General features: G+C 64.1%; 28 protein-coding genes, 1 tRNA gene and 4 pseudogenes. 19 read left to right on the forward strand and 14 right to left on the reverse strand.

Annotated elements, in window-relative coordinates; translation table 11 throughout:
* From phnH to HCA61_RS05860, 3 genes are read right to left on the reverse strand one after another with little or no spacing between them, the layout of a single operon-like run.
* On the reverse strand, positions 1 to 603 hold the full coding sequence (phnH, locus tag HCA61_RS05850) for a phosphonate C-P lyase system protein PhnH (protein WP_169687218.1): 603 nt from the start codon (positions 601 to 603) through the stop codon (positions 1 to 3).
* Positions 600 to 1,037, reverse strand: coding sequence for a phosphonate C-P lyase system protein PhnG (locus HCA61_RS05855; protein ID WP_169687219.1), 438 nt, complete (start codon positions 1,035 to 1,037; stop codon positions 600 to 602). Before HCA61_RS05855 ends, phnH begins: the two co-directional genes overlap by 4 nt.
* Positions 1,037 to 1,780 carry a GntR family transcriptional regulator gene (locus tag HCA61_RS05860; protein WP_169687220.1) on the reverse strand — a complete coding sequence of 248 codons (744 nt, stop codon included), beginning with the start codon at positions 1,778 to 1,780 and terminating at the stop codon, positions 1,037 to 1,039. Before HCA61_RS05860 ends, HCA61_RS05855 begins: the two co-directional genes overlap by 1 nt.
* Before the next feature lie 1,103 nt (positions 1,781 to 2,883).
* Here HCA61_RS05860 and HCA61_RS05865 point away from each other — a divergent pair.
* The gene (locus HCA61_RS05865) at positions 2,884 to 3,090 is read left to right on the forward strand and encodes a hypothetical protein (RefSeq protein WP_169687221.1); all 207 of its coding nucleotides are present in this window, start codon (positions 2,884 to 2,886) and stop codon (positions 3,088 to 3,090) included.
* Here HCA61_RS05865 and HCA61_RS26180 read toward each other — a convergent pair.
* The 3 genes and pseudogenes from HCA61_RS26180 to HCA61_RS05875 all read right to left on the reverse strand — a co-directional run.
* A pseudogene (locus HCA61_RS26180) lies at positions 3,090 to 3,247 on the reverse strand (beta-mannosidase); the annotation flags it as partial. The gene HCA61_RS05865 and the pseudogene HCA61_RS26180 sit on opposite strands and share 1 nt — an antisense overlap.
* A gap of 68 nt (positions 3,248 to 3,315) precedes the next feature.
* Positions 3,316 to 3,906, reverse strand: a complete 591-nt coding sequence (gene dcd / locus HCA61_RS05870) for a dCTP deaminase (protein ID WP_169687222.1) — start codon at positions 3,904 to 3,906, stop codon at positions 3,316 to 3,318.
* Between the two features lie 32 nt (positions 3,907 to 3,938).
* Complete coding sequence (locus tag HCA61_RS05875) at positions 3,939 to 4,562, reverse strand: TetR/AcrR family transcriptional regulator (RefSeq protein ID WP_169687223.1); 624 nt, start codon at positions 4,560 to 4,562, stop codon at positions 3,939 to 3,941.
* Positions 4,563 to 4,651: 89 nt separating this feature from the next.
* Here HCA61_RS05875 and HCA61_RS05880 point away from each other — a divergent pair, with 89 nt between their 5' ends.
* The 7 genes and pseudogenes from HCA61_RS05880 (at position 4,652) to HCA61_RS05905 (ending at position 10,430) form a co-directional block, all read left to right on the forward strand.
* Positions 4,652 to 5,473 carry an oxygenase MpaB family protein gene (locus HCA61_RS05880; RefSeq protein ID WP_169687224.1) on the forward strand — a complete coding sequence of 274 codons (822 nt, stop codon included), beginning with the start codon at positions 4,652 to 4,654 and terminating at the stop codon, positions 5,471 to 5,473.
* 85 nt (positions 5,474 to 5,558) lie between these two features.
* Positions 5,559 to 5,629 (forward strand) — tRNA-Gly (locus HCA61_RS05885).
* Positions 5,630 to 5,952: 323 nt separating this feature from the next.
* Positions 5,953 to 6,183: a hypothetical protein gene (locus HCA61_RS05890; protein WP_169687225.1), complete on the forward strand. Its 231-nt coding sequence runs from the start codon at positions 5,953 to 5,955 to the stop codon at positions 6,181 to 6,183.
* A 280-nt stretch (positions 6,184 to 6,463) separates the two neighbouring features.
* Positions 6,464 to 7,054 (forward strand): hypothetical protein, encoded by a 591-nt coding sequence (locus HCA61_RS05895; protein WP_169687226.1) that lies wholly within the window; start codon positions 6,464 to 6,466, stop codon positions 7,052 to 7,054.
* A gap of 198 nt (positions 7,055 to 7,252) precedes the next feature.
* Positions 7,253 to 7,531 (forward strand): annotated as a pseudogene (locus HCA61_RS26755) (Fic family protein); the annotation flags it as partial.
* Between the two features lie 177 nt (positions 7,532 to 7,708).
* On the forward strand, positions 7,709 to 8,059 hold the full coding sequence (locus HCA61_RS26760; RefSeq protein ID WP_346777504.1) for a hypothetical protein: 351 nt from the start codon (positions 7,709 to 7,711) through the stop codon (positions 8,057 to 8,059).
* 1,279 nt (positions 8,060 to 9,338) lie between these two features.
* Complete coding sequence (locus HCA61_RS05905) at positions 9,339 to 10,430, forward strand: Fic family protein (RefSeq protein WP_240958966.1); 1,092 nt, start codon at positions 9,339 to 9,341, stop codon at positions 10,428 to 10,430.
* A gap of 518 nt (positions 10,431 to 10,948) precedes the next feature.
* On the opposite strand, the gene HCA61_RS05910 is transcribed toward HCA61_RS05905, so the two are convergent.
* Together HCA61_RS05910 and HCA61_RS05915 are read right to left on the reverse strand one after the other, a co-directional pair.
* A complete protein-coding gene (locus HCA61_RS05910; protein WP_169687227.1) occupies positions 10,949 to 12,100 on the reverse strand; it encodes an ATP-binding protein in 1,152 nt (383 codons plus the stop codon).
* Complete coding sequence (locus tag HCA61_RS05915) at positions 12,097 to 12,786, reverse strand: response regulator transcription factor (protein ID WP_169687463.1); 690 nt, start codon at positions 12,784 to 12,786, stop codon at positions 12,097 to 12,099. The genes HCA61_RS05910 and HCA61_RS05915 overlap by 4 nt, the downstream gene beginning before the upstream one ends.
* 250 nt (positions 12,787 to 13,036) lie before the next feature.
* On the opposite strand from HCA61_RS05915, the gene HCA61_RS05920 reads away from it, so the two are divergent.
* The 4 genes from HCA61_RS05920 (at position 13,037) to HCA61_RS05935 (ending at position 16,929) form a co-directional block, all read left to right on the forward strand.
* A complete protein-coding gene (locus tag HCA61_RS05920; RefSeq protein ID WP_169687228.1) occupies positions 13,037 to 13,672 on the forward strand; it encodes a DUF305 domain-containing protein in 636 nt (211 codons plus the stop codon).
* A 207-nt stretch (positions 13,673 to 13,879) separates the two neighbouring features.
* Entirely contained in the window at positions 13,880 to 15,865 is a 1,986-nt protein-coding gene (locus HCA61_RS05925; RefSeq protein WP_240959014.1) for a copper-translocating P-type ATPase, read from the forward strand.
* 269 nt (positions 15,866 to 16,134) lie between these two features.
* Positions 16,135 to 16,389, forward strand: a complete 255-nt coding sequence (locus HCA61_RS05930) for an ATP-binding domain-containing protein (protein ID WP_169687230.1) — start codon at positions 16,135 to 16,137, stop codon at positions 16,387 to 16,389.
* Positions 16,390 to 16,524: 135 nt separating this feature from the next.
* Entirely contained in the window at positions 16,525 to 16,929 is a 405-nt protein-coding gene (locus HCA61_RS05935; protein WP_169687231.1) for a helix-turn-helix domain-containing protein, read from the forward strand.
* 733 nt (positions 16,930 to 17,662) lie between these two features.
* Here HCA61_RS05935 and HCA61_RS05940 read toward each other — a convergent pair.
* Positions 17,663 to 18,217 carry a signal peptidase II gene (locus tag HCA61_RS05940; RefSeq protein ID WP_169687232.1) on the reverse strand — a complete coding sequence of 185 codons (555 nt, stop codon included), beginning with the start codon at positions 18,215 to 18,217 and terminating at the stop codon, positions 17,663 to 17,665.
* Positions 18,218 to 18,309: 92 nt separating this feature from the next.
* On the opposite strand from HCA61_RS05940, the gene HCA61_RS05945 reads away from it, so the two are divergent.
* Complete coding sequence (locus HCA61_RS05945) at positions 18,310 to 18,477, forward strand: hypothetical protein (RefSeq protein WP_169687233.1); 168 nt, start codon at positions 18,310 to 18,312, stop codon at positions 18,475 to 18,477.
* A gap of 72 nt (positions 18,478 to 18,549) precedes the next feature.
* Here the strand turns inward: HCA61_RS05945 and HCA61_RS05950 are convergent, their stop codons facing one another.
* Positions 18,550 to 19,764, reverse strand: coding sequence for a crosslink repair DNA glycosylase YcaQ family protein (locus HCA61_RS05950; protein ID WP_169687234.1), 1,215 nt, complete (start codon positions 19,762 to 19,764; stop codon positions 18,550 to 18,552).
* A 317-nt stretch (positions 19,765 to 20,081) separates the two neighbouring features.
* Between HCA61_RS05950 and HCA61_RS26185 the strand changes: the two genes are divergently transcribed.
* On the forward strand, positions 20,082 to 20,231 hold the full coding sequence (locus HCA61_RS26185) for a hypothetical protein (RefSeq protein ID WP_240958967.1): 150 nt from the start codon (positions 20,082 to 20,084) through the stop codon (positions 20,229 to 20,231).
* A gap of 28 nt (positions 20,232 to 20,259) precedes the next feature.
* Here HCA61_RS26185 and HCA61_RS05960 read toward each other — a convergent pair whose 3' ends face one another.
* The gene (locus tag HCA61_RS05960) at positions 20,260 to 20,748 is read right to left on the reverse strand and encodes an SRPBCC domain-containing protein (RefSeq protein ID WP_169687236.1); all 489 of its coding nucleotides are present in this window, start codon (positions 20,746 to 20,748) and stop codon (positions 20,260 to 20,262) included.
* 3 nt (positions 20,749 to 20,751) lie between these two features.
* Positions 20,752 to 21,093, reverse strand: coding sequence for a metalloregulator ArsR/SmtB family transcription factor (locus HCA61_RS05965; RefSeq protein WP_169687237.1), 342 nt, complete (start codon positions 21,091 to 21,093; stop codon positions 20,752 to 20,754).
* Between the two features lie 140 nt (positions 21,094 to 21,233).
* On the opposite strand from HCA61_RS05965, the gene HCA61_RS05970 reads away from it, so the two are divergent.
* The 5 genes and pseudogenes from HCA61_RS05970 (at position 21,234) to HCA61_RS05990 (ending at position 23,507) form a co-directional block, all read left to right on the forward strand.
* A complete protein-coding gene (locus HCA61_RS05970) occupies positions 21,234 to 21,506 on the forward strand; it encodes a DUF2510 domain-containing protein (protein WP_169687238.1) in 273 nt (90 codons plus the stop codon).
* Positions 21,507 to 21,524: 18 nt separating this feature from the next.
* Positions 21,525 to 21,977 (forward strand): annotated as a pseudogene (locus HCA61_RS05975) (glyoxalase); the annotation flags it as partial.
* Between the two features lie 173 nt (positions 21,978 to 22,150).
* Positions 22,151 to 22,561, forward strand: a complete 411-nt coding sequence (locus HCA61_RS05980) for a hypothetical protein (RefSeq protein ID WP_169687240.1) — start codon at positions 22,151 to 22,153, stop codon at positions 22,559 to 22,561.
* Positions 22,562 to 22,599: 38 nt separating this feature from the next.
* Positions 22,600 to 23,004, forward strand: coding sequence for a hypothetical protein (locus HCA61_RS05985; RefSeq protein ID WP_169687241.1), 405 nt, complete (start codon positions 22,600 to 22,602; stop codon positions 23,002 to 23,004).
* A 122-nt stretch (positions 23,005 to 23,126) separates the two neighbouring features.
* Entirely contained in the window at positions 23,127 to 23,507 is a 381-nt protein-coding gene (locus HCA61_RS05990) for a hypothetical protein (protein WP_169687242.1), read from the forward strand.
* 11 nt (positions 23,508 to 23,518) lie between these two features.
* On the opposite strand, the pseudogene HCA61_RS26190 reads toward HCA61_RS05990, so the two are convergent.
* Both HCA61_RS26190 and HCA61_RS05995 read right to left on the reverse strand, forming a co-directional pair.
* Positions 23,519 to 23,748 (reverse strand): annotated as a pseudogene (locus tag HCA61_RS26190) (IS630 family transposase); the annotation flags it as partial.
* A 175-nt stretch (positions 23,749 to 23,923) separates the two neighbouring features.
* Positions 23,924 to 24,628 carry a DUF3800 domain-containing protein gene (locus HCA61_RS05995; protein ID WP_169687243.1) on the reverse strand — a complete coding sequence of 235 codons (705 nt, stop codon included), beginning with the start codon at positions 24,626 to 24,628 and terminating at the stop codon, positions 23,924 to 23,926.
* Between the last annotated feature and the right edge of the window lie 122 nt (positions 24,629 to 24,750).

The raw sequence follows: 24,750 nt of genomic DNA on the forward strand, positions 1-24,750 counted from the left end.
TCAGTTCTCCTGTGCGGTGCGCGAACTCGGGGTGCTGGTGCGGGTGGTGCGCGACAACCCGAGGACGGTGCCGTCGTCGGCGACGAGCAGAATGTCGATGCCTGCGGGGAAGTCGGCGACGGCGACAGAGCGGGCGTCGCGCAGTGTTGCGTCGAAGCCCAGCGGTGCGATGGTCTCGGTGCCGTTCACACCGGGCCCGGTGAGTTCGACGGGCGCTCCCCCCTCGAGGGAAGGCACCGAGCAGATCACCGTCGAAGCGGATTCCGGTGACAATGCGGTGCCGCGTGCGGCGGAGAGCAGTTCGTCGGCGGTGGGGGGACGAAGCGCGGTGATGTACTTCGCCTCGCCGAGAACCGCGACGGGGGCGCCGGTCGCGACGGTGAGTACCTTGAGCCAATCGGATCCGTCTTCGAGTACGGCGACGCCGGTTTCGAGGTCGGCGAGGGCGAGTGCGGGAAGCAGGGCGGGCGGAAAGTCCGTCGACGGAAACGTCTGCGGCAGGCCGGGGCGACTGAATGCCTGGAGCATCGCACGGTAGACCTGCTGTGCAACAACGGGGTCGAGCCCGATACCCAAGACCTTGTCGGTGGCGGAGAGGGTCACGTCAGCTCCTCGAATTGAACGATGGTGGGGGCGATGTGTGCCCATTCCTCGGCGTCGGCGCGAGCGAGCTCGGCTTCCATGCGGGCGCACAGCTCGAGTACCTGATCGGCGTTCGGCCGGTTTCCAGCGACCTCGGCGTCGCACACGGCGGCGGCGAGGACCGCGGCGCGGTCGTCGCCCATGCGCATGGCCCAGCCGCGGGTGTCGTCGAGCCGTACTTCTGCGTGGCATGCCAGGACATTGCCGAGGAAGAAGCGGGCGTGACCGATGGGTTCACGAACCTGGGTGGCAATGCACCCGATCTCCGGGGTGGTCAGGACGGTCAGCGCCGCACCATCGGACAGGCACATGTCGGCTGCACCCACCAGATCCTGCTCGGGGGCCGCGGCGAGCAGCTCGGCGAGCCGCTCCCGGGTGTAGGTGTGGGTCGTCATCAGTTTCCTTCACAGGTCGAAACGGGAGGATGGTCGCCGATCTCCATGACCACGCGGATCATGTCGGCGCGCGTCCAGGAGGAGCTGTAGGTGACGGCGACGCCGGTTTCGGCGTCACGGTTGATGCTTTCGATGATCCAGATGGGAGCGACGTAGGTCATCTCGAGCGCTGTGCAGATCTCGGGTGGCGGCAGTTCCATCGAGGTGCGGCACCACGACCGCACGACGTCGAATCTGCCCATCTGACGTAGGAGTTCGTCGAGCGACTCCTCCACGCGCATGGCGGAACCGAGCTCGGTGACAGCCTCACACCGCACCCACTCCTCTCCGAGCGCGGCCACCTGGTCGTCGACGTAACGCAGCCGGCGCATGTAGTGGGCGGGAGTTCCGGATTCGATTCCGAGGTAGTGCGCGCTGGATTCCGGAATCGGGCGGACCTCGGACAGCAGTACGGTCGAACGCGGCACCGCTCCTGCCGCTTCGACGGTCCGATGCCACGACGGTCGTTTCTCTTTTGAGACGACGTAGTCGATGCGGCGGTTGACGTAGGTGCCCGAGCCGCGGAGCCTGCGGACGAGTCCGCGACGCTCCAGCTCCTGGACCGCCGAGCGGGCAGATGCCCGTCCCACGCCGAACCGTGCCATCAGCTCGTGCTCGCTCGCGAGTTTGGTGCCCGGTTCCAGCTGGGCGATCTCGTCTGCGAGCTCACCGGCGATCTTGTGGTAACCGTTGCGCTCCGTCACGCTATCGACCATGGTCGAGCAAGTTGTACGGGCAACTTCACGTCAGGTAACCGGAATGGAAACGCAGCTGAACGACTGGGTCAGTTGTTCGCGCCGATGACGCAGGCACGAATAGTTGTGGCGCTAAATATCATTTCGGCATCGGAAGTGGACGGGGTCGGCCACGCTCCCATACAGTGGCGCCCGTCGCTTTGACGCGACGCTTCTTCCTGGAAGTCCTCCCCGACACAGGAGATGCAGTTCAGGGCCCCGCCGGCTCCTCCCCCTCAATTCGCCGGCGGGGCTCCCCTACCAGTCGCCCGGCCTCCCCGACGGCCTGCGCAGCGGCTCTGAACCTCCCCGACTCCGAACCGGCCACTGGCGGCGACTGCTGTTCGACCATAAAACAATCTGCTCACTCTTGTGCACTGAATAGCGGTCATCGTTCGTCGAATGCACGGAGGCGGCATGTCGATCCCATCGGCGGCGAGTAGATGGTTGCGTCGCACGCTCGGCAGGTATGTGTGCGGTGTCTGCTGCCGCAATTACACGCTTGCGATCCCACCAGCACCCGATCGGGGCCGAGTTCATGCCCGTTCGGACAGCGCGAAGGCGCAGGCTCCGCCCATCCACCGGCAGTTCGATACAGCTTCACCTATCGATCATACGTTCGATCGTTGCAGCGTCACCCGCACGTGGCGTTTCCGGGGCCGCATGCGGGATCCACCAGAGTCAGGACACGACGCTCCAGAGTGCCGACATCAGGAAAAACCCTGCCCCGTCCGCGATCCCACGCCGTCACGTCGTCGATCCGAACTCCGGCAACAGCCTGGAGACGAGGTTTCGCGAATGAAGGAAGCCCCGCCGATCGTGGTGGGGATCGGCGGGGCTTCGACGCAGGCCGGAGATGGGGGGTACCGGCCCGCGCGGTCGTCCTCGCAGGGGGGACAGGAGGACGACTCGTTTCGGAGTCTATCGACCAAGATTGCTACTCGCGAGTATTACCGGAAAACTACCCGACTGGGCAGGTAAGTCGTCCGGTCTGCGTGGAGTGCCCGAAACCGGGTCACCAACCGGAAGCAAGATTTTCACTCGGCCAGCAAATCGAGTCCGGGTCTGCTTATGTGGCACTTGCGACGGCCGACAACACCCGCAGGTTCGGCATGCGGCCCGTGCTCGCGACGGCATCGGCGGCGATGATTCTCCTCGCGTGCCCGGCTCTCGCATGCGCACAGGATCCGGCCGCGCCTGAATCCGACGCCGCCACAACGAATCCCTCCCCCGCTGTGCCGTATTGGTTTCCGCCGATTGCTCCCAGTGTGATCGGGTGATGGCGCGCAGCGGCATCGAAGACCGCGTCGATCGCCGTGAAGTCGACCGTCCCGTGTCGCGATGGATGGCGTGTGACTGAAACGCGTCGAAGCGAGTGAGCGAACTCGGCGGAAGTGAACCGAAGAAGGCATCCGGGTCGACCTGAGCACCGCAACCCTCGAACCTTCCGGAGGAGACCGGCGCGGTGAGAGATCCTGCCCGGACGAACGCCGGCGCCGCCGTACTCAGCTGGGACGCGCGTCGGGATGCTCGTGCACGAAGTTCAGGTACGCCTTCGACGGCGTCGGGCCCCGCTGGCCCTGATATTTCGAGCCCACCTGCGCGCTGCCATACGGGTGCTCGGCCGGACTCGTCAGCCGGAACAGACACAACTGCCCGATCTTCATTCCCGGCCACAACGTGATCGGCAGGTTCGCGACATTCGACAGCTCGAGGGTGATGTGGCCGTCGAAGCCCGGGTCGATGAATCCCGCCGTCGAATGCGTGAGCAGGCCGAGGCGCCCGAGCGACGACTTACCTTCGAGCCGGCCCGCGAGATCGGACGGCAGTGAGCAGCGTTCCATCGTCGAACCGAGGACGAACTCCCCCGGGTGCAGCACAAATGACTCGTTCTGGGGAACCTCGACCAGCGAGGTGAGCTCGTCCTGCTGTCTTGCGGGGTCGATGTGGGTGTAGCGGGTGTTGTTGAAGACGCGGAACAGACTGTCCAGGCGCACATCGACGCTCGACGGCTGCACGAGGTCCGGGTCGTAGGGGTCGATCCCCAGATGTCCGGAGGCGATCTGGGCGCGGATGTCGCGATCGGAGAGCAGCACGGATAGAGGTTAACAACCTCGCTTGTGGGAGCTCAGCTCCTGTTCAGGTGGGAGGCCATCGCGAGGAGCAGCTCGGTGCACTCCTCGATCACGTCGTCCCGGCTCAACGGCACGGTTTCGTCGAGCCACGCGGTAAGCGCTTGGGCGAGACCACCGACGACGTAGTGGGCGGCCAGATCCAGGCGCGGACTCGGTTCGACCTCGTAGAAGTCCTCGGCTTGCAGCATCACCAGGCCCGCGAACATCCGGGTCGAGTCGAGTCGCCGCTTTGCGAGCTGGGGGTTGGCCTGACTGACGGAGAACAGCATGCGGCCGAGCCTGGGATCCTCGCCGATCTCGTGGACGATGTTCTCGACACACGCTCGGACGAGCGCCCGGTCCTCACGGGGCGCCGCGGCTATTGCCGCCAGCGTGCTTTCTGCGATGCGCTGGACAACGTAGTCGTACACCGCTCCGGTCAGCTCGTCGCGGTCGGCGAAGCTCTCGTAGAAGTATCGCGATGCGAGGCCTGCGAGTTTGCAGACGCCGCGGACGGACAGAGTTGCGTCGCCGTCGGCAGCTCCGAGCAGGTCGAGGCCGGCGTCGATCAGCTTGGCCCTTCGGTCTGCCAATCGTTCCTCGCCAGCGCGTCCACCGTAGATCCGTCCTGTCGCCATGCAGACATCATCTCAGCAATGGTCCTTTACGCCCGACTTTCATCTGAGTACAGTCGTAAGCAATTTGCGATCTCAGAGGAGAGCTCAGCATGGCCACGATCGAAGAACCCGCAGATCTCGATGACGCGATGGACGGCATCGGCCTAGCCGCAGGCGCTGCGAACATCATCATGCAATTGTCGTGGCCGGGGGTCGGCTACGGCGTTTTCGAAAGCCGCGTCGAGTCGGGCCGCCTGTTCGACCATCCGTACAAACGGAGCCGCACCACCCTCGGCTACCTCGCTGTCGCAGCCAAGGGCACCGACGAAGAGAAACGGCTGTTCCGCAACGGCGTGAACAAGGCGCACGCCCAGGTTCGCTCGACCGGAGCAAGTCCCGTCAAATACAACGCGTTCGATCCCGAACTCCAATTGTGGGTGGCCGCGTGCATCTACCGCGGATTCGAGGACGTGCATCGCGCGCTGTACGGGCCGATCCCCGAACATGCCGTCGACTACTTCTATCAGCGCGGCGCAACCTTCGGTACAACACTGCAGGTCAAACCGGACATGTGGCCGGCCGACCGCGAACTGTTCGAGGAGTACTGGAACGAAGGTCTCGCCAAGGTCCACATCGACGACGTCATCCGCGAACACCTGATTTCCATCGCGCGGATGGAGTTCCTCCCCAAGCCCGTGTCGCTGGTGGCAGGTCCGATCAACATGTTCCTCACCGCAGGATTCCTGCCGCAGCGATTCCGCGACGAGATGATGCTGGCGTGGACACCTCGCGACCAGCGTCGGTTCGACCGCGTGATGCGCGCCATCGGCAAGGTCAACAAGCGACTTCCGCTCGCGGTGCGCGAAGCGCCGTACCGACTGCTCCTCGCCGACATGCGGTGGCGAATCAAGGCCGGACGCGCGTTGGTATAGCGGTGTGCAGTAGTCGCCGGAGAGTCTGCTACAGTTTGCTCCGAGCGAGGGCCGGAGCCGGTGAGAATCGGCAAAAGCCCAGCGTGCCGATGTAGTTCAATGGTAGAACATCAGCTTCCCAAGCTGAATACGCGGGTTCGATTCCCGTCATCGGCTCACACACAAAAGGCCCTGGTCACCGATTGGATTCGGACCGACTGGGGCCTTTGTTGTCGGCACCGGTCAGCACTGCAGGTACGAGTCAGGTACAACTCCTGGCCCGGTACGTCCCGTACGACTACTCCGGACATTCAGGCCATGGTTCACTTCACTCGCCGGGGGCATGTCCAGCGCCTATCGCCTGCTGCGCCTCGACTCGCCCGTCGGTTGATCGACTCTGGACCAATATCCGGCTCGGCGACATGCTCGGCGACATGCCGTAATCGACAACGCCGACGCGTCATTGCGGCTCGGACGCAGGTACAGCTCTCGCCGAGACCGTGAGTGACTTCAGCAGGCTTGTACCCATTGTGGTGTTCGTGGACGATCCAAGCCGTTTTGCCGCCTTTTCACCGAGTACATACTCCTTTGATGACATTGTAAATCTGACCGCACGACAGGTCGCAGGGATTGCCACGATCACTGTTGTCGACCAATCAGCAGCCAACGCCTTCAGCCTGGCATTGGGAGACGAGCACGGTGTGCGTGACGGGGCATTCGTATCTACCTGAAAGATCTGAACCCTGCACAGAGGAACGACTCGTGGCGGCACCGTTGCGTTACCGAGATCGAGTGGCGTGTCGCCGAAGAGCGAGTAGCTGAAGCCATCGAGGACATGATCGACGAAGCTGGATACGAGAACATTACGGTCAAGTACGTCCCGCCGGAGTAGCAGGCAACCACAGGTAGACAGGGAGGAACACGGTGGTACTGGATTTCATTGGTGGCTGGGGCGGACGGGTCGAATCGCCTCGCGACGGTGCAGATCGCTTACAGCGCTCGCTACAGGAGATGCCCGACCTGTCCCATCTCTACTCTCCCTGGCTTCTCAACGGGGTCAAGGACGACGGCACCTTCGTGCATCTCCCGAATGACATCGACGGCATCGAACAGGTAGTAGCCGACTCGATCCTCCGTGGAGACGATGGACTGGCCATGGTCAAGACCGGGTACACACCCGACTTAATCCGGATGTGCGAGGGTAGCTACCGCAAGTACTCGGTGCGTGTGGGATTCGACGGGACAGGATTGAAGAACCATGTCCACTTCTCCCTCGACGATCCCGCGGACGACGCTTCCGGTGTAATCGACCCAGCACTCGTTGCCGACCATCTCCATATCCTGGTCCGTGCATGGGAACCCGACTACATCTATGTCGCCCCCAAGAAGCACCGTCGGTCGATCGGCTGCAAACCCGGACAGATCTGCGCCGGCTGGCTCACCTACGTCAAGGACAACATCCCGCTAGACGAAACAGCACTCCGCGCCCACGCAATCGAGATCACCTCAGGAGACGGCGGTCGCTACATCCAGCTCAACGGAACCCCCACCACTTCCGACCTCGAGCAGGCCACCATTGTCCGACAAGCTTTGGGCTACTGACGGAAACAGCCTTCGGACCGCGTACGGCTCCCTGCAGGACGCCCCACGAGCGTCAAATTCAAGTTGCCCGAGGCCTTCAGCGCACTGCCGCACGGTAGGGGCCGGAGGCTCACGAGCGGAGCGCGGCAGATCGCGTTAGCCGAACTCGGTGAGCGTGCTTCCCGCAATGCCCGTCTGATAGTCGGAAACGCCAGGGCCATGCATGCCGCGTTGGAGTTGTCCGATTCCATTGACGCCCAGGCGGTTTTGCGGATTCATCGGGCACTGCTCGAGCACGACGATCCGACCATAGCCGGTCATTGGCGACGGGAGCAGGTGTGGATCGGCGGCGGGAATCTCGGGCCACACACCGCACAGTTCGTGCCCCCGCATCATGACCATGTTTCGGAACTGATCGACGACTTGATCGTCTTCGCCAATCGAGTCGATCTGCCGGTAATGGTGCAAATAGCGATCGCGCATGCGCAGTTCGAAACCATCCACCCCTTCCCTGACGGGAATGGACGTGTCGGTCGTGCACTGATTCAGACGATGCTTCGTGGTGGACGACTCACGCGCAGCGTTACCGTTCCGGTCTCCGCGGGTCTACTCCACAACACTGCAGAGTATTTCGAGGCGCTCGGCGAGTACCGATCGGGTAACGTCGAACCGATCGTGCGTTCAATAGTGGACGCATCATTTGCTGCGATCGCCAATGGTCGTCACCTCGTCCGAGACCTGGAAACTGTTCGTGCCGACTGGCGCACCCGCGTAGCTGCGCGGCGCGACTCAGCTGTGCACCGGCTGGTCGACCTCCTTCTTCGTCAACCGGCCGTCGACAGCAAGCTTGTCGCTTCGACCCTCGAGGTCACCGGCGCCAACGCGCAGATCGCGATCGATCGGCTGGTGGACGCGGAGATACTCGACCAGATCACCGGTGGCCGCCGGAACCGGATTTGGCAAGCCAAAGACGTGGTCCGCGTCCTGGACGAGTTTGCTGCTCGCGCCAAACGCCGCAGAGGATAGTGGGGCGAAGTTGCGCGCCGAGGTGTCGAGCGCCTGCAAGTCTCCAGCAACACCACCGGAGTAGGTCCGCAAGATGGCGACCGATCTGCTGGGAGTGCCGTTCCGGCGCATCCGCCGGCTCGTGAGCTCTCGACCGACCGGGCTACGACGACAGCGTTCGGATCTACGCGATCGGTGGTGTGGCTCGTTGTGACCACCGACTGGTCAGCTTCGCGAACCTGTGTTCGGACCGGGGCAATACTGCATAGGTGAACACCCTTCCACCCACCTCTCCCGATCGATCGATCAATCTCAATCTCCCAATTCAATCAATGCGTCAATATCTCCCCCCACAGGACCCATTCCGACCAGCATCGGAGCAGGTTTTCTGCTATCGCACAGTGGTTCGATCAGCGCCGCCATGTCACGACGATGTCACTACCGCCCCACGAACGCTCACCGCATCCTTCAGGGCGTCGTTCTGGCTGTGCGCGTACACCTTCATCGTGAACGACGCATCGGCATGCCAATCCACGCCGCAATCACAGCGACTGGGACGCCCCACAGGTGGTGCCCAATAGCGCGAGAGGACCACAAGGGTTGTACGGCTCGCCCCTCCTCGTTGCTGACGACGTACTCCCCTGAGCCGTAGTCCGGACCGAGCGCGAACCGTTCGCGCTTTGACGCCACTGGGCCGCTTCCAGTGCAGCCTTCAGCAGCGCAGTCAGCGGCAGCGGGTGGCAGGAGCCTGCCGCAGGAGCTCTCCGACTTCGGATGACCTCCACCGCCTTGCCGTTGATGTCGTGGCGCAGCTTGTCGAAAGCCTCCGCGAACGCGGCCCCGGTGACAACCTGGCGTGGAACCAAAGCCCCCACTTCCGCCTCTCGCATCGCCTTCTTCACCGGCCGCGCAGTGCTCCACATCGGAAGGCTGCTGCGTGACTCCGAGGTGGCCCGCCGACGCCCTGGTCCCCGTTCGGGAAGCTATTGCCACATCTGCTCGTGCAGCCCACGTTGATCATGAAATGACACCCGCGCCGCAGTCCTATTTTATCCAGATCCCATTCTGGATAAAATAGCCGTGACAGGCGAGGCCGCTATATGGCGTGGAGACCGCGAAACACCAGATGGCGTACAGGACGTTGAAATCGATCTTTCACCAACGAGATCGTGCTGGTGCCGACGCTGAGGAACGAGCGCGACGAGAGTCTCCCGCCGCCGTCCACCGGGACCTACTGATCGGCGAGCACTCGATGTTCGCGCTGATGACACCCGAAGTCGCAGCGCTGATTTAACGGATCATGAGCTTCGAGCCCAAGATTCAGGCCGAGTGGGACGGCCTTCCGGGCCGCGCGCGCCGCCACTACCTGCATCGCATGGTGATCGACGAGATCCAGGCAACGAACGAGATCGAACAGGTCCGCTCGACTCGAAAGGAGATCAGCGAGGCAATCGAAGTGGTGCGGTCGGAACAGCCCCTCGCGACCAAGCGGTTCGCGGAGATGGTGCGACTCTACCTCGACATCGGCAGCGACCAGGCCGAGAGTCCGCAAACGCTCGACGACATCAGGGCCGTCTACGACGCGGTAACTCGGGGCGAGATTCACGATGAAGACGCCCCCGACGGGCTGCGCTTCCGGCAAGGACCGGTGTCGATCACATCAGGAATCAAGGTCGTGCACACCGGCGTGTATCCCGAATCAGCGATCGACGACGCGCTGACGCTCATGCTGAGCCAGGTCCGCGACGACTCGATTCCCCGGCTGATCAGAGCAGTGGTCGCGCACTTCATCTTTGAGTACACACACCCGTTCTACGACGGCAACGGTCGAACCGGGCGCTATCTTCTCGCACTGGACCTTCGACAGGTGTTGGCTCCTTATGCGAGCCTCGCATTGTCGGCGACGGTCGCAGACAACAAGGATCGTTACTACCGAGCGTTCTCCGACGCGGAGAATACTTTGAATCGCGGAGATCTGACGCCCTATCTGGTCGACATGCTGGAGATCATCGCCGAGGCGCAACATCGCCTGCTGCTAGACTTGTCCAAGCGTCGGCGGAAGATCGAGACACTCGCGACGCGAATCCAGGTCCTGTTGGAGGATGAGCAGTTTCCGCTGAACGTGGGACTTGATCGCGAGTCGGCACCGCCGGTTGATGGCGACGACATCGGTAAAGTCCTCTTCACCTTGGGTCAAGCCCACCACTTCGATGCGAACCGCGCCGTCAGGTTGAACACCCTGGCCGACGCAGTGGGCCGATCCAGTCAGTTCGTCCGCCCGCGACTTCGGCGCCTGGACGATGCCGGGATCATTGAGACGGTTACGAGGAAACCGCTGCGTTTCCGGCTCACAGGGCGGGGCGTTTCGCTCCTCGAAATGGACGGGGAGTGATTCTCGCCAGGTGAAGCGTCCCGGATCTGATGCCGCTTCCTTCCGAATCTCCTGCCTTGCAGCGAAAGTAGAGCAGCGCACACCGTGCATCTATCGGCATGAGCAAATACGCTCGAATACAACTGTGCACTTTGCCTTTTCGGGTAGGTTGGGGAGTAGACCGGCGCAAGTCTGCAACGAGATCCGTTTGCCGAGCCGGTACCGATCCCGCCGGACCACTCCGGTACGGCCCGAAGTACCAATCCTCCACTGACGAAATACTTCTTATCGCGTCGGCACAGTGTGTCTGTCATGACGCTGCGATAGATCTCATGTGTCGATCGCGGTGAAAGACAACCCCCTCGCGTCCTCGTCGACCACTGTCAGCGCCCTACGCCTGTCGCCCAGTGCACAACGTGCGTCCCGCGGGTTCATCATCTGGTTCTTTCTCGTGCATCGAGTTTCGTCACGAAACCATCGGAGAGGCCGCACGAAACTCCGATCCTGAACGCAGGCACATAAGCTTCGACATGCCGGGATCAGAGTGTGACGACGGGAAGGTCGATGGTGAAGCGGGCACCGTGACCGAGTCCCTCGCTGTCCACCCGGATTCGGCCACCGTGTGCGTCGACGAGCGCGCGGGTGATGGTCAACCCGATGCCGCTGCCGCTGCGGCCGTTGCGACGGTCGCGGGCGGTGTCGACCCGGTAGAACCGATCGAACACATGGCTCAGGTGCTCGGGTGCGATGCCGTCCCCGGTGTCGGCGACGCCGATCTCCACCCGGCTGTGGCCTGCGAGCGCACTGGTGACGGTGACCGTCCCGCCCCGGGGGGTGTGCCGCAGCGCATTGTCGAGCAGATTGCCCAGCACCTGCCCGAGCCGGTCGGGATCGACCATCACCGGCACCGAATCATCGACGTGGACGCGCAGTTCCACACCCTTGTCGTCGAACTGCTCGCGTGCGCTGCGGGCAGCCTCTGCGACCAGCGCTCCCGTAGCCGACGGCACGGGCCGCAGACTGGTGAGGCGTTCCTCTGCGCGCGACACGGCCGCGATGTCCGCCGCGAGTCGCTCGAGCCGGTGGGTGGCAGCGCGCAGGACCTGCACGGTGGGGTCGTCGAGACTGCGAACACCGTCTTCGAGTGCTTCGAGATAGGAGTCGAGGGTAGCGAGGGGGGTACGCATCTCGTGGCCGAGATCGGCGAGCATGCGCCTGCGGGTGATCTCGGTGTCCCCGAGACGGCGGGCGAGCTCGTTGACCCCGGCGGCGAGTTCATCGAATTCGCGGCCCAGACCCGGACTGGCCACACGGGTATCGTACCGGCCGCCGGTGATCCGCGCGGTGGAGGCGGTGACGGCGGAGACCGAACGTTGGACTCGGCGAGCGATGTACCAGCTCACCGCGAGCGCCAGCAGCACCGCGATGGCGATTGCCAGGCCCCAGGCCAAGATGATCGCCCAGGTGAAGGCCTCCTCGACATGAGCGGCTTGGCTGGAGTCGTGGTCGATGCCTGCCTGACCCAGATGATCGTGGAAGATACCGGGCGCAAGCGCGGAAGCGACAAGCCAGGCGCTGACTGCACAGCCGACCACCACCACGGTCAGCGCGACAAACATACGGGTCCCGAAACTCGAAGCGGTCAGGACCTGTCGCGGCGACGGCCGGAACTCGCGGGTTCGGCCGTTCATCGTCCGGTGCCCATCCGGTAACCGACACCACGCACGGTGCGCACATAACGGCCGCGAGCGGCGTCGTCGCCGAGCTTGCGGCGCAGATGACCGACATGGACATCGACCAGGTGGTCGTCGCCAATCCAGTTCGGCCCCCACACCGTCTCGATCAGTTGCGCTCGGGTGAGCACCACACCCGGGTCACGTGCCAACGCGGCGAGAACATCGAATTCGGTGCGGGTCAGTGCTATCGGTGCTCCGTCGACGGTGACTTCACGGCCGTCGATGTCGAGAACCAGGCCCCCGAAACTGCGAGACAGCGCGGGCGGGACCGGATCGGCCGGCGCGGCGGTGGTACGAGGGCGGCGCAGCATCGCCTGGATGCGGGCCATCAACTCGCGGGGGCTGAACGGTTTGGTCAGGTAGTCATCGGCGCCGACGGACAGCCCTATGAGGGTGTCGACTTCCTCGGTGCGGGCGGTGAGCATCACCACGTAGGCGTCGGAGAAGGTGCGCAGTTGCCGACATACCTCCACCCCGTCCAAGCTGGGTAGGCCCAGATCGAGGACCACGACGTCAGGGTCGACCTGCCGCGCAAGTGCGACGGCCTCGGATCCGTCGCCGGTGATCGCGACCTCGAATCCGTCGCGTTCGAGATAGGTGCCCACCAGAGCGGCCAGCGGCGCCTCGTCTTCGACGACCATCGCTCGCAATCCGGTCGGTGGTCGTCGCGGCACCACCGGATCGCCGTCCGCGACAGGGGTGTGTGTAGAGGGCACCATGGCATCCATCATCGCCAGTGCCTCCCTGCCTTCGCGCCGCGGTGTGGCTTCTTGAGCAAATCTTCATACGACCTCGACCGAAACCCGGCGGTGCGCGCGCGAAGCTGGAGATGCTGTGCCGCGAAGCATGGGGTACGGCGGTATGTGACCGTTCGAGAAAGGAACACATTTCATGGATCCCAAGAAGTTTCTTGCCGTCGGCGCAACCGCGCTCGCGGTGGTATTCGCCGCGGCCGCGTGCAGCGACTCCGGTACCGACGCCACAGCCACATCGTCTCCCGCCACGTCCTCGGCCACCACTTCCGCCGCCGAAGAGGCAGCAGCGCACAACGACGCTGACGTGATGTTCGCGCAGATGATGCTCCCGCACCACGCTCAGGCCATCGAGATGAGCGACATGATGCTGGCCAAAGCGGACATCCCGACCGCGGTGACCGCGCTTGCCGAGCAGATCAAGGCCGCTCAAGGCCCGGAGATCGAGCAGCTCGAGTCCTGGCTCGAACAGTGGGGCGAACCTACCCTGATGCCGCACGAAGACCACGACATGCCCGGCATGGACGACAACATGGCCGGTATGGAAGGGATGATGAGTGAGCAGGACATGCACGCTCTGGCGGATGCGCAGGGCACTGAGGCGGCCCGGCTGTTCCTGACCCAGATGATCGCCCACCACGAAGGCGCAGTCGCCATGGCCGAGACCGAGATCGACGACGGACAGTACCCCGACACCGTGAGCATGGCCCGTACCATCGTCGAAACCCAGCAGCAGGAGATCGACACCATGCACCAGTTGCAGACCACCCTGTAATCGCCCGCCCTCGCCCCAGTCGGCCTGCCGTAGTCAGGAGCTCTCTCGATGTCGCACCCGGAGCACGAACACTCCCGTCCGTCACCGGCCGGGCACGACCACGCCACGTTCACCCAGAGTCGGCGCTACGACGAGCGTGATCCGCGCATCGGGCCGGGTGAGCACAACGGCCACGACAAGCACGCCGGACACGGCGCGCACGGGGAGATGTTCCGCCGCCGATTCTGGATCAGTCTGATCCTGTCCATCCCGGTCGTCGCGTTCAGCCACATGGTCGCAGATCTGCTCGGCTACCACATCCCGGATTTCCCTGGCTCCATGTGGATCCCGCCCGTGCTGGGCACGGTGATCTTCGTCTACGGGGGCAGTCCCTTCCTCACCGGCGCCTGGTCCGAGCTCAGATCCCGGCAGCCCGGGATGATGCTGCTCATAGGGATGGCGATCACTGTTGCGTTCGTCGCCTCGTGGATCACCACCCTCGAGCTCGGCGGCTTCGACCTGGACTTCTGGTGGGAGCTGGCGCTGCTGATCGTGATCATGCTGCTCGGCCACTGGCTCGAGATGCGGGCGCTCGGCTCGGCTTCCGGCGCCCTCGACGCACTCGCCGCGATGCTGCCGGACACCGCCGAGAAGATCACCGACGAAGGCAACCGTGAAGTGCCGTTGACCGAATTGTCCCGAGGGGACCTGGTACTCGTCCGCGCCGGGGCGCGGATGCCCGCCGACGGTACCGTCGTCGACGGCCGCGCCGAGGTCGACGAAGCGATGATCACCGGAGAATCGAAGACCGTCACCCGCGAGAGCGGCGACACCGTGGTGGCGGGCACCGTCGCTACCGACAGCACGCTGCGAGTGCGGGTCACCGCGGTCGGGCAGGACACCGCTCTGGCCGGAATCCAGCGCATGGTCGCCGACGCTCAGGCCTCCTCCTCGCGTGCGCAGGCGTTGGCCGACAAGGCCGCAGCGTTCTTGTTCTACTTCGCGGCGACTGCGGGCATCCTCACCTTCGCGGTGTGGTCGGCACTCGGAAATGTCGACGAGGCTGTGGTGCGCACCGTCACCGTGCTGGTCATCGCCTGCCCCCACGCGCTCGGGTTGGCGATCCCGCTGGTGATCGCGATTTCCACCGAACGCGCCGCCAAAGCCGGTGTGCTGGTGAAGGACCGACTCTCCCTCGAACGCATGCGCACCGTCGATGTGGTGCTCTTCGACAAGACCGGCACCCTGACCCGAGGTCGCCACCAGGTCACCGGTGTCGCCGCCACCGCCGAGGTCAGCGAAACGCATCTGCTGGCCGTCGCGGCGGCCGTCGAGAGCGACAGCGAGCACCCGGTCGCGCACGCCCTCGTGACTGCGGCCGAGGCACGTGTGCCCGGCGATCAGCAGCTCATCGCCGCCGACTTCCGATCACTGCCCGGGCGCGGGGTTCGCGCAACCATCGACGGCTCCGACGCCACGGTCGGTGGCCCCACCATGCTGAGCGAGCTGGGATTGTCTGCACCCGAGGACGTCACCGCTGTTACCGACGGGTGGGTGCAGCGCGGCGCATCCGTGCTGCATGTTGCCCATGGCGGTCGGGTGCTCGGCGCGGTTGCGCTCGAGGACGCCGTCCGCGAGGAGTCCCGTCAGGCCATCGACGCTCTGCACGCCCGAGGTGTGAAGGTCGCGATGATCACCGGTGACGCTCAGCAGGTGGCGGACGCTGTAGCCGCCGATCTGGGTATCGACGAAGTCTTCGCGCAGGTGCTGCCCGAACGCAAGGACGCCGAAGTCGCCGCGCTCCAGGACCGCGGCCACAAAGTCGCGATGGTCGGTGACGGTGTCAACGACGCTCCCGCGCTCGCCCGTGCAGATGTGGGGGTCGCGATCGGCGCGGGCACCGATGTGGCTATCGAATCCGCCGGTGTGGTGCTCGCGGCGAACGACCCGCGGGCGGTGCTGTCGATCATCGAGTTGTCGCATGCCAGCTACCGGAAGATGTGGCAGAACCTGATCTGGGCCGCCGGTTACAACATTGTCGCTGTGCCGCTGGCTGCCGGGGTGCTGGCATTCGCCGGTGTCGCGATCTCCCCGGCTGTCGCGGCGGTGCTCATGTCCGTGTCCACCATCGTCGTCGCGCTCAATGCACAGTTGCTGCGTCGCCTCGACCTCGATCCTGCCCAGCTGGGGCAGGCGGGGGTCTCTCGGGCGTAGGCAAGTCGGATGAGCCGGTGGATCCGACGGACCAGCCGCGCATCCACGGCTCGCGGAATCGATCAGGTGCCCCGATGCGGGATCGCCAACGGCGGCAACGCCGGCCACAAGGGTTTCCGCGGCTGCCGCGTGAGGCACAGAATCCGCGGGCCCGAGAGGTTGTCGTGAAGGACTCGGAATTGGCAGTGAATCCCGGACCCGACCGGGGGCGGGTGTGACCTCGCGGTGGTTCCGGGGACCGCACCAGCGTCGAAGATCCTCAGGGATCCTTGTCTGTTGGCAATGAAGCCTTCGACGGCCTCGGGGCAAGACCGCTGATGACCATGGACCAATCCAAAGGCAATGAATACGACGCAGTCGTGATCGTGGAGCCACGACATGGCCTCCCCCTTCTCGATCCAGACCCTGCCTCCAAAACCAAGGAGGCCGACAGGCGCCTGTTGCGGGTGGCAATCACCCGGGCGCGCCATCTAGTGGTGCTGGTCCGCCCTATCGGTGTGCTGCTGTTAACGCCGCCAGCATGACGGAGTGCACAAATGCGCGGCAGCACATCTCCCAGGCACATCATGTCGACCGATATGCCGTGTCGTAGTTTGGCGCACGAAGCCCATCCTGTGTAACATAAATGATACGTTTTCTGTATTGGATGGGAGGCACCCATGGGAGCCGACAGCGTCTTCTGGGACGACCTGGCAGAGGATCTCGAAGATCCCGAGTTCCTACGCGCATTCCTACTGGAATCCGTGCGCATCACGACCGTTGATTCGATCATCAACGAGCTCGACGAGGCGCGCGAAGCTGCCCATCTGAGCAAGGCAGCTCTAGCCAGGGCAGTGTCCACAGAGCCTGCGACCGTGCGTCGCCTGTTGAGCACCACGGGCTCGAACCCGACGCTGGGAACAGTGTCCGAATTAGCCGCTGCACTGGGTTTCCGACTGACCCTCGAACCTCTCGATGACCGACACGGCTCAGCACTGGCGAGCACCCTGGTCGCGGGCGAAGTCCAGGACCTTCCCGCACTTCATGCTGCCATCAACGAGTTCGGTCGAATCGGCGTCAAATGATCGAGCGTGGATTCTTGGCAAAGTATTCCTCACCCAGCGCCCGTACAACCGCATAGTCCTTGTCACTGAACGTCGTTCGAAACGGCTTGCTCATCCCTGTGATAATCACGAGCAAGGGCTGATCGCTGTCCTCGGCCTCATAGTCCAGACGGCAGAACAACCGGTGATGGACGCGACCGGGCCATCGACGCGCACCTCGAACCATCCGGTCATCTCGCCATGCATAGCTTCCCAATAACCGCCGCCGGCAAACCGTTTCGGCGGCGCCTTCGCAACGGCGATCACACACGCGTTCATCGTCGCGCGGACTTTGGGCGGCAGTCCTCGAAGAAACTCGCGGCCCGGACTCGAGCCGGATCCATCGGATCGACGGAAGTAGACGATGCGGTGAGGATCATCGGACGACGGTCGACTCTGCGCAGGGAGAATATCGCGAGACCTGGGCGTACGACTGCGACGCGATCGCTTATCGGGCGACATTGTTCTCCATCCGCTCCTGCGATTGTGTGCCGACTCGTAGATTGGGGCGGCGCCGGCCGTCGCACAGGGACCCACTCTGCCGGAGCAGTCCAGGCGTGCTCGTCCACCCTCGGCGTATCTGCGTCAAAATTGCGCTTCTCCTTCCTGTATCGCACCGCACCTAATTTCGATATAAGTCCAGTTCACCAGAACGCAGCCGGGTTGCCACTCCTCGGCACTGTGCATCGCTGCCGCCTCGGCCGGGGCCGTGCCGTCAGGCCGGGGGTTCGCCCTCCCCAGGGGCGCCGGTATCGGCTCGGGGTCGGACGTCGACCCCCGAAAACGTCAGCACGATCAGTAGTCCCGCGCCTCCGACGAGGGCTATGTCGGCCACATTGCCGACGAAGTATCCGTTGTAATCGATGAAATCTACGACGTGTCCTCTCGCGAACCCTGGTGTGCGAAACACGCGGTCGCCGAGATGACTGATTGCGCCTCCTAAAAGTGCTCCGACACCGAGCGCCCAGAGCGGATTGAGCACCCGGGTGGCAAGAATGCAGAGCGCGACGACGGCTACGGCCGCGATCGCGGTCAGAATCCACGTGAACTGCCCGCCGATACCGAAGGCGGCCCCCGGGTTGTAGACGAGTCCGAACTGGAGGAGCTCCCCGACAACCGATATCGTCCGGCCGTCGTTCAAGGTCGACTCGGCCCACCACTTGGTGAGCTGATCCAGCACCACCGTCGTGGTAGCCACCGCAAGAATCCACGGCAGATACCGGCGTCGAGGTGGTGATACCGGATTACCGGACGGGCATGCAGAGGTCATGAAGCCATGGTCCCCGAACTCCGACTGTCCTAGCGATCGGACCGCTTTCTCCCGGCCGAGATTGCTTCGCAGGCACGTGCCATCATCTTCGGATGGCAACGAGGAAGTGGAGTACCGTCGCGAAGATCGTCGCAGGCGCGGCGTTCGGCTCTCTGCTGGTAGTCGGGGCGTGGGTACGGCAACGGCTCGATTCCGGTCCGGCAGTCGGTGCCGTCGAATGGGAGACCGATCCGATCGGTCCGGATGAGCTGGCCGGATGAAGGCGGATCAGTCCTGCCAGTGCGGGTGATGAACCATGAGTCGGCCGCCGACACAGCAGGACGGTATCGGCCTCACAACTGAGCTGTGAGTTTCGGGGCCAGGTCGCCGCGCTCCCCGACCACGACGTCGGAGAGCCCGAGCCAGTTCGCCATCGCGCGCAACTCGACCGCGAGCGCCTCTGCCACGGCGCCGGACTCCACACCTTCCTCGGCGAAGGCACCTGGAACACAGAGCGCATCCTTTGCTCTGTCGGCCTTGAGATCCACGCGCGCAACGAGTTCACCGCCCATGAGAAACGGGAAGACGTAATAGCCGTGCACGCGTTTGTGTGCCGGAGTATAGATCTCGAGGCGGTACCGGAAGCCGAAGATCCGCTCCGTGCGGGGCCGGTAGAACACCAATGGGTCGAACGGGCACAGAAGCGCGGTGCCGCGTGCGCGGCGCGGGATGGACGTACCCGCGTACAGGTAGGCGGGGTCCTTCCATCCACGGACCGTGGTGGGGACGAGAGTTCCCTCGTCGACGAGGTCTGCCACAGCGGGTTTCGTCTGATCGGCGGAGAGCCGGTAGTAGTCGCGCAGGTCGGCGGCTGTCGCAATGCCGAGCGCCCGCGCAGATCTGCGAAGCAGCTCCCGGACGGCATCCTCCTCGTCGATTCGTGCGGCGAGCACGTCGGCCGGCAGCACCCGCTCGGCGAGGTCGTAGTAGCGGCTGAACGCGACCCGCCGGTCCACCGACAACTCGCCCACTGCGAACAGTTGCTCGCAGACCACCTTCACGTCGCTGCGTCCCCACCAGGGTCCGCGGCCGCCCGATGGTTCGATCCGGAGGTGCTTCTCGATCTCGCCCGCCGAGGCGGCACCGACCGCGGTGATCACGTCGAGGATGTCTCTGCCCAGGGTGGGGTTGCGTTCGAGAACACGACGTTCGCCTGCCCATCGGCCCCCGGAGTAACGCTGCATCCGCCACCGCATCAGCGGCCAATCGTCGACCGGGATCAGCGCTGCTTCGTGCGCCCAGTACTCGACGAGAGCTCGCGGCGCTCGCGCACTGTGGCGCCATGCTGCGGCGTCGAGGACCTCGCGGTCGTAGGCACCGATCCGGCTGAACACCGGCATGTAGTGCGCGCGAACAGCCACGGAGGCGGAGTCGATCTGCAGGAGGGCTGTCCGGTCGACGGTCCGGAGCACGTGCCGTCGGGTGGTCGACCCAGACGGCTGCGGGTCTGCAAAGCCCTGGGCGGCAACGGCGGTGCGCCGTGCCGCTATGGCAGTCATCTCGAGCATGGACCAACCGTGCCATGCGCCACCGACAGCCGTGCTCTGGTGTCGGTCCGACCCGAACCGAACGCAGCACTGCATCGAGGCGCGCGAGCGGGACTCGAGGCCATCAGTGCACGGCTGGCCGCACAACACTCCACGCCCGAAGCGCGCGCGGCAATGTCAGCGGCACTCGATGCACGCACACGTGCGCACGAGGCCGGCGATCTCAATGCATACACCAAGGCCGACACCGACTTTCACTGTGCGGTCGTTCACGCCAGCGGAAATCCGCTAGTCGCTCGCCTCCATGCCGCGGTGGCCGACATGCTGAACGCCCCCTCATGCATGCCTCCACATTCCCCGAGGGGCCCGGTATCGGCGACGCCCATCGGGATCTGGTCCGCGCGATCGAGAGCGGATCGTCCGATGACGCGACCCGCATCGCCTACGAGCTGATCGAGTCGGTGAAGGCGGCCGTGCCACCCGGCTGATGGCCCGACCGCCTCCACTCGCGCGCCGCTACGAGGAAGCGAGAAGCTCGTCGATCTGGCCGATCGCCGACGTGGACCCCTCGACCACACCCATGTCCAGCACCTTCTGCAGTGCACCTGCCGATTCGTAGGTGCCCACGTACGTCGCTCGGGTGCCGCCTTCGTGTTCGACGAAGGTGTAGTGGTTCTGCGACACCGGCAGATCCGGAGTCGGATTGAAATCCTCGTCGGCGAATCCGTCGGCGAACGAGAAACTCCGCGGCCGGTCGACTGCCGTGACCTGCCAGTACCCAGCGTATTTCTCGCCCTCCGGGCCGGTCATGTAGTAGGTCGTCCGGCCACCGGGCCTCAGATCGTGGTCGACCACGGTCGCGGGGTATCCGGGCGGGCCCCAGATCTTCTCCAGCTGACGCGGGTCGGCGTAGACCTGCCATACGCGCTCCACGGGTGCGGCGAAGTCGGCGATGATGGTCAGGGTCAGGTTGTCGAGATCTTGCTTGACGTCGATAACAGGCATGATTCAGCCCTCCTTGGTCGAGTCGGATGCGATGAGTTCGTCGATGCGCGCGATGCGGCCACGCCACACTTGTTCGAGCTCGGTGAGCATGGACGCCACCGATCGCACCGCCTCCACGTCGCCGCTCGCCAACTGCTCGCGACCACTGCGTCGCTTGGTCAGCAGCCCTGCCTTCTCCAGCACGGCAACGTGCTTCTGAACCGCGGCGAAACTCATCTCGTAGTTCGCCGCGAGTGCGGAAACCGAGCTCTCCCCCGCCAGCACCCGGCGCATGATGTCGCGTCGCGTCCGGTCGGCAAGAGCATGGAACAGGGCGTCGGCCCGGTCCTCGTCATCTCCGTTCACGACCCCAATATACAACCGATTGGTTGCACGTTGTCAAGGGTCCTGACGGCCCGTTCAGGGAGTGACGCACACCTCAATTTTTCGGTGTAACGCCGCCGGATCGAGACCGGATAGTTATCGGACGAAAGGATCCAGAGCTCATGACCACCCCGCCGCCCGGCTGGTATTCCGACCCCGAGACCGCACGCCTCATCCGCTGGTGGGACGGCGAACAGTGGACCGCTCATACGCACCTCGCCACCAGTTCGGGGCCGCCGGCAGCAGTGGTCCAGACGCAAGCGCCGCCGACCATCGACGACAACCCTCGTGGCTGGCTGATCACGGCCACGAAGCTCGTCGGCGGGCTCTTCGTCATGTACCTGACTCTTGCCGCGTGCGACAACCTCACCCTCGGCCCTCTCACGATTCCCTGACGGCCTGTCGCGCGCCAGGCACAGCCGAGTGCCGTCGACTACCTGGTCGCCGACGCACTCGACACCGGAGCGACGGAAGTGAAACCCGTCAAGAAGAGCCTCTGGGGCTACGGCGGAGTCGTGCAAGCCCCGGATGGGACGATCTGCACGCTGGCGGCGTCTTCGAAGAAGGACACGGGCTCGGCCGAACGAAAAGTCGACGAACTTGTACTGCAACTCGGAGTCGAAGACGTCAAGGCGAGCAAACAGTTCTATGTCGACCGAGGCCTCACTGTCGCGAAGAGTTTCGGTGGCAAGTACGTGGAATTCGATATGCCCGGTACACCAGCGACGTTGACGTTGCTGGGACGCAAGGCGCTGGCGAAGAACGCAGGCGTCTCCCTCGAGGGGACCGGATCGCACCGTGTCGCCATCCGCAGTGCAGCCGCGCCCTTCACCGACCCCGACGGGTTCTGCTGGGAATCCCCGTAGTTGGAATTCCGTGACCGTCGTTGCACTTCCGTAACCCGCGGGATCACAGCAGAGACACCGCGCAGGCCCTCCGGTCACAGGTCCCTTGCGAACCCACGAGTTCGCAACACCGGCCTCCGGTCGCACCACCCATGATGGAAACGGGTCGGAGCAAGCCGGACCGGAGGAACACCATGGATGCACGACGGATTCTGCGCGGACTGATCACGCTCATTGCACCCTGTGCACTGTTGGCGAGCATGGCGCCGATCGCAACCGCGGATGACGACGATACGACCGTGAGCTGGTCGGTCTTCACCAGAAACGACTCGGTACTGGTGCGGTTCAACTATCACGATGCCCCCGACCGGGACGCGCCCTACACATGCATAGCCGACATCGTCGGAACGAAACAATCCGTCGACATGAATGCGGTCACGTACGGCACGGTCGAGTTCACGGGGGTCACCGAGGGGACCCACACCGTGAGTGCAACGTGCGAGAACGAGAGCGGAAGTCAGCGTAGTGTCGGACGCATCCTCTTCCACTTGCCGGGCCCGGACAAGTGGCATCTGGTCCGTACCCAGCACGCCATCATCGATTGACCGTCACTGAACCAGCCAAGGGTCGAAAGAGGTACAACGTGCGACTGCACCACATTCCGCTCCGCGTTGCGACGGGAGCATTCATCCTCAACTCGGGTCTGGGTAAACGGAACCTCCCTGCCGAGAACGCGACCGCCCTGCAGAACATGGCAGGAAATGCATTTCCGTTCTTGAAGCAGATGGATTCCAAGACGTTCGGTACGTTTCTGAGTACATCCGAAATCGGAATCGGTGCCGCGCTCCTCGCTCCGGTCGTGCCGCCGTTCGTTGCCGGCGCCGCACTGACTGCATTCGGCGGCGGGATGATGACGATGTACTGGCGGACGCCGGGCATGCACGAAGACGGCTCTCCGAAGCCCACTCAGGACGGTACGGCACTCGCGAAGGACTCCTGGCTGCTCGGCGCCGGGCTGACCCTGCTCCTCGACGGGATCCGGAAGTAATACTGATCGAAAGTGTCACCGCTGCAGCACTTTCAGAGGATCGTCGGTTACGTCCGGATATCGATCAAGATCGGTTCTGCGGAACGGTGGTTAAATGTCTCCATCTACGGTGAAATGGAGCGATGAACATCGCTGAAACGCCTCCCACCGAACGACGCCGAAAGGCACTCCAGGCCATCAAGGAACTCGGGCGACAACGCAGCGATCACGCTGTCCTGAAGGTTCGATGCCCCAAGAGCCACACCGTCGCCGCCGTCTACAAGACGGACGAAGGCCCAGTGGTGGTGTGCGGAGTCGGACCGGGCGGCCACGGCTCCCGCGACCGCGAAGCCAACAACCGTGGCAACGACTCACTCGACGACAAGTTCGTCGACACCGTCGAAGCCACCCAGTTCGAGGACGACGAACTTCCCGCAGGCTGCGGATGTGGGCCGCGCACACTCTCTCGCAAGAAGCTGCAGACTGCAGTCGCGGGGCACGAACACATCGTCACCCTGACCTAGCCGTAATTCCCAGGGACGTTCTGGTCGATCTTGGCCAGGAACTTCGTGAACTCCCCCGCCCGGTGACGGCGATGGGAGAGGCGCTCGCGGTGCCGTCCTCGACGTTCATCGCGGCGAACAAACTGGTGGTGCCGTGCCGGACGTAGTCGTGGGTGCGCTTTTCCGGCATGCCCGGCATCATCGGAAACGCCGGCTGCGAGCGGTCCAACGCCTGCATCTGACTCTTCTCGTCGACACTGAGCGTCCCCGTAGGTGAACCGTTATCGGCGGGAGCGCCTCGCGCCTGTTTTCTCGCGGGCCGGGAGAACAACCGTGCCCTCTCGACCATCTCACCGAGTCCGAGAGCGTGCTAAGCTGTCGGCGCAGACCCCCCCACACCCGTGGATCAGGGGGTCTAGCTGTTTGTAGGGGTTTCCCTACAGTTCCCACGGTGCCCGACGAGGATCCCGCTCGGCCAAATAGTCGCGATACCACTGGGCAGCGAATTCGTTCTTCGGATGTTGATCGATCATGGCGGTGGCCGACCACGCCACCAGATCGGCCATCTGCACCAACTGAGAACCGGACGAGTCGAGGTGAATGGCGTCTTCGATCACCCGCCGCTGCGCCAAGGCCAAACCGCGGTGGGTGCTGCGATACGAGCTGTCGCTGCCATCCCCGTCCATGAAGATCAACCCCAGCGAATCGCTGTCGGCCAGTTCGGTCTCGAACCGGGCAACGAGATCGGCGTACAACTCCATCTTGGTGCGCGCCAGCTCGTTGGGCTTACCCCGCCGATAGACCGACCCGACGATCAAGCCTTCGGTACAGCGCAGCGTCTCCAGACAATCATGCGCGACTTCGCGGCCGAAGTCCTTCCAGTACTCGCGGCCGTCATGGATGTGCCGCTGCGGGATGTTCTTCGAGATCCGGCCGCGCCCGTTGACGTACTCGGTGGTGTGCAGCTCTCGGGTCACCGGCACCCCGAATTCGCGCCACAACGCCTTACGGGTGTCGAGCCATGCGCGCAGCACCGAGCGCCACTGGTCCGAACGGAACTCAATCCACCCGTAGACCGCCAGTCCGGACTGTGGATGACCGGAGTCGTCGACATAGATCATGCGATCGAGATGCGGGGGCATGAGCTGATGATGGAGCACGCCTCGGACACGCACCCCGGCAGGTCCTTTCGCGTCGCCTGGGCCGAGACAGCAGACGAGATCTGCTCGAATCCATCGGGCGACTATTGCAACGAATTAGCGGC

The sequence above is a fragment of the Rhodococcus sp. HNM0563 genome, from assembly GCF_012726195.1.
GTDB lineage: Bacteria > Actinomycetota > Actinomycetes > Mycobacteriales > Mycobacteriaceae > Rhodococcus.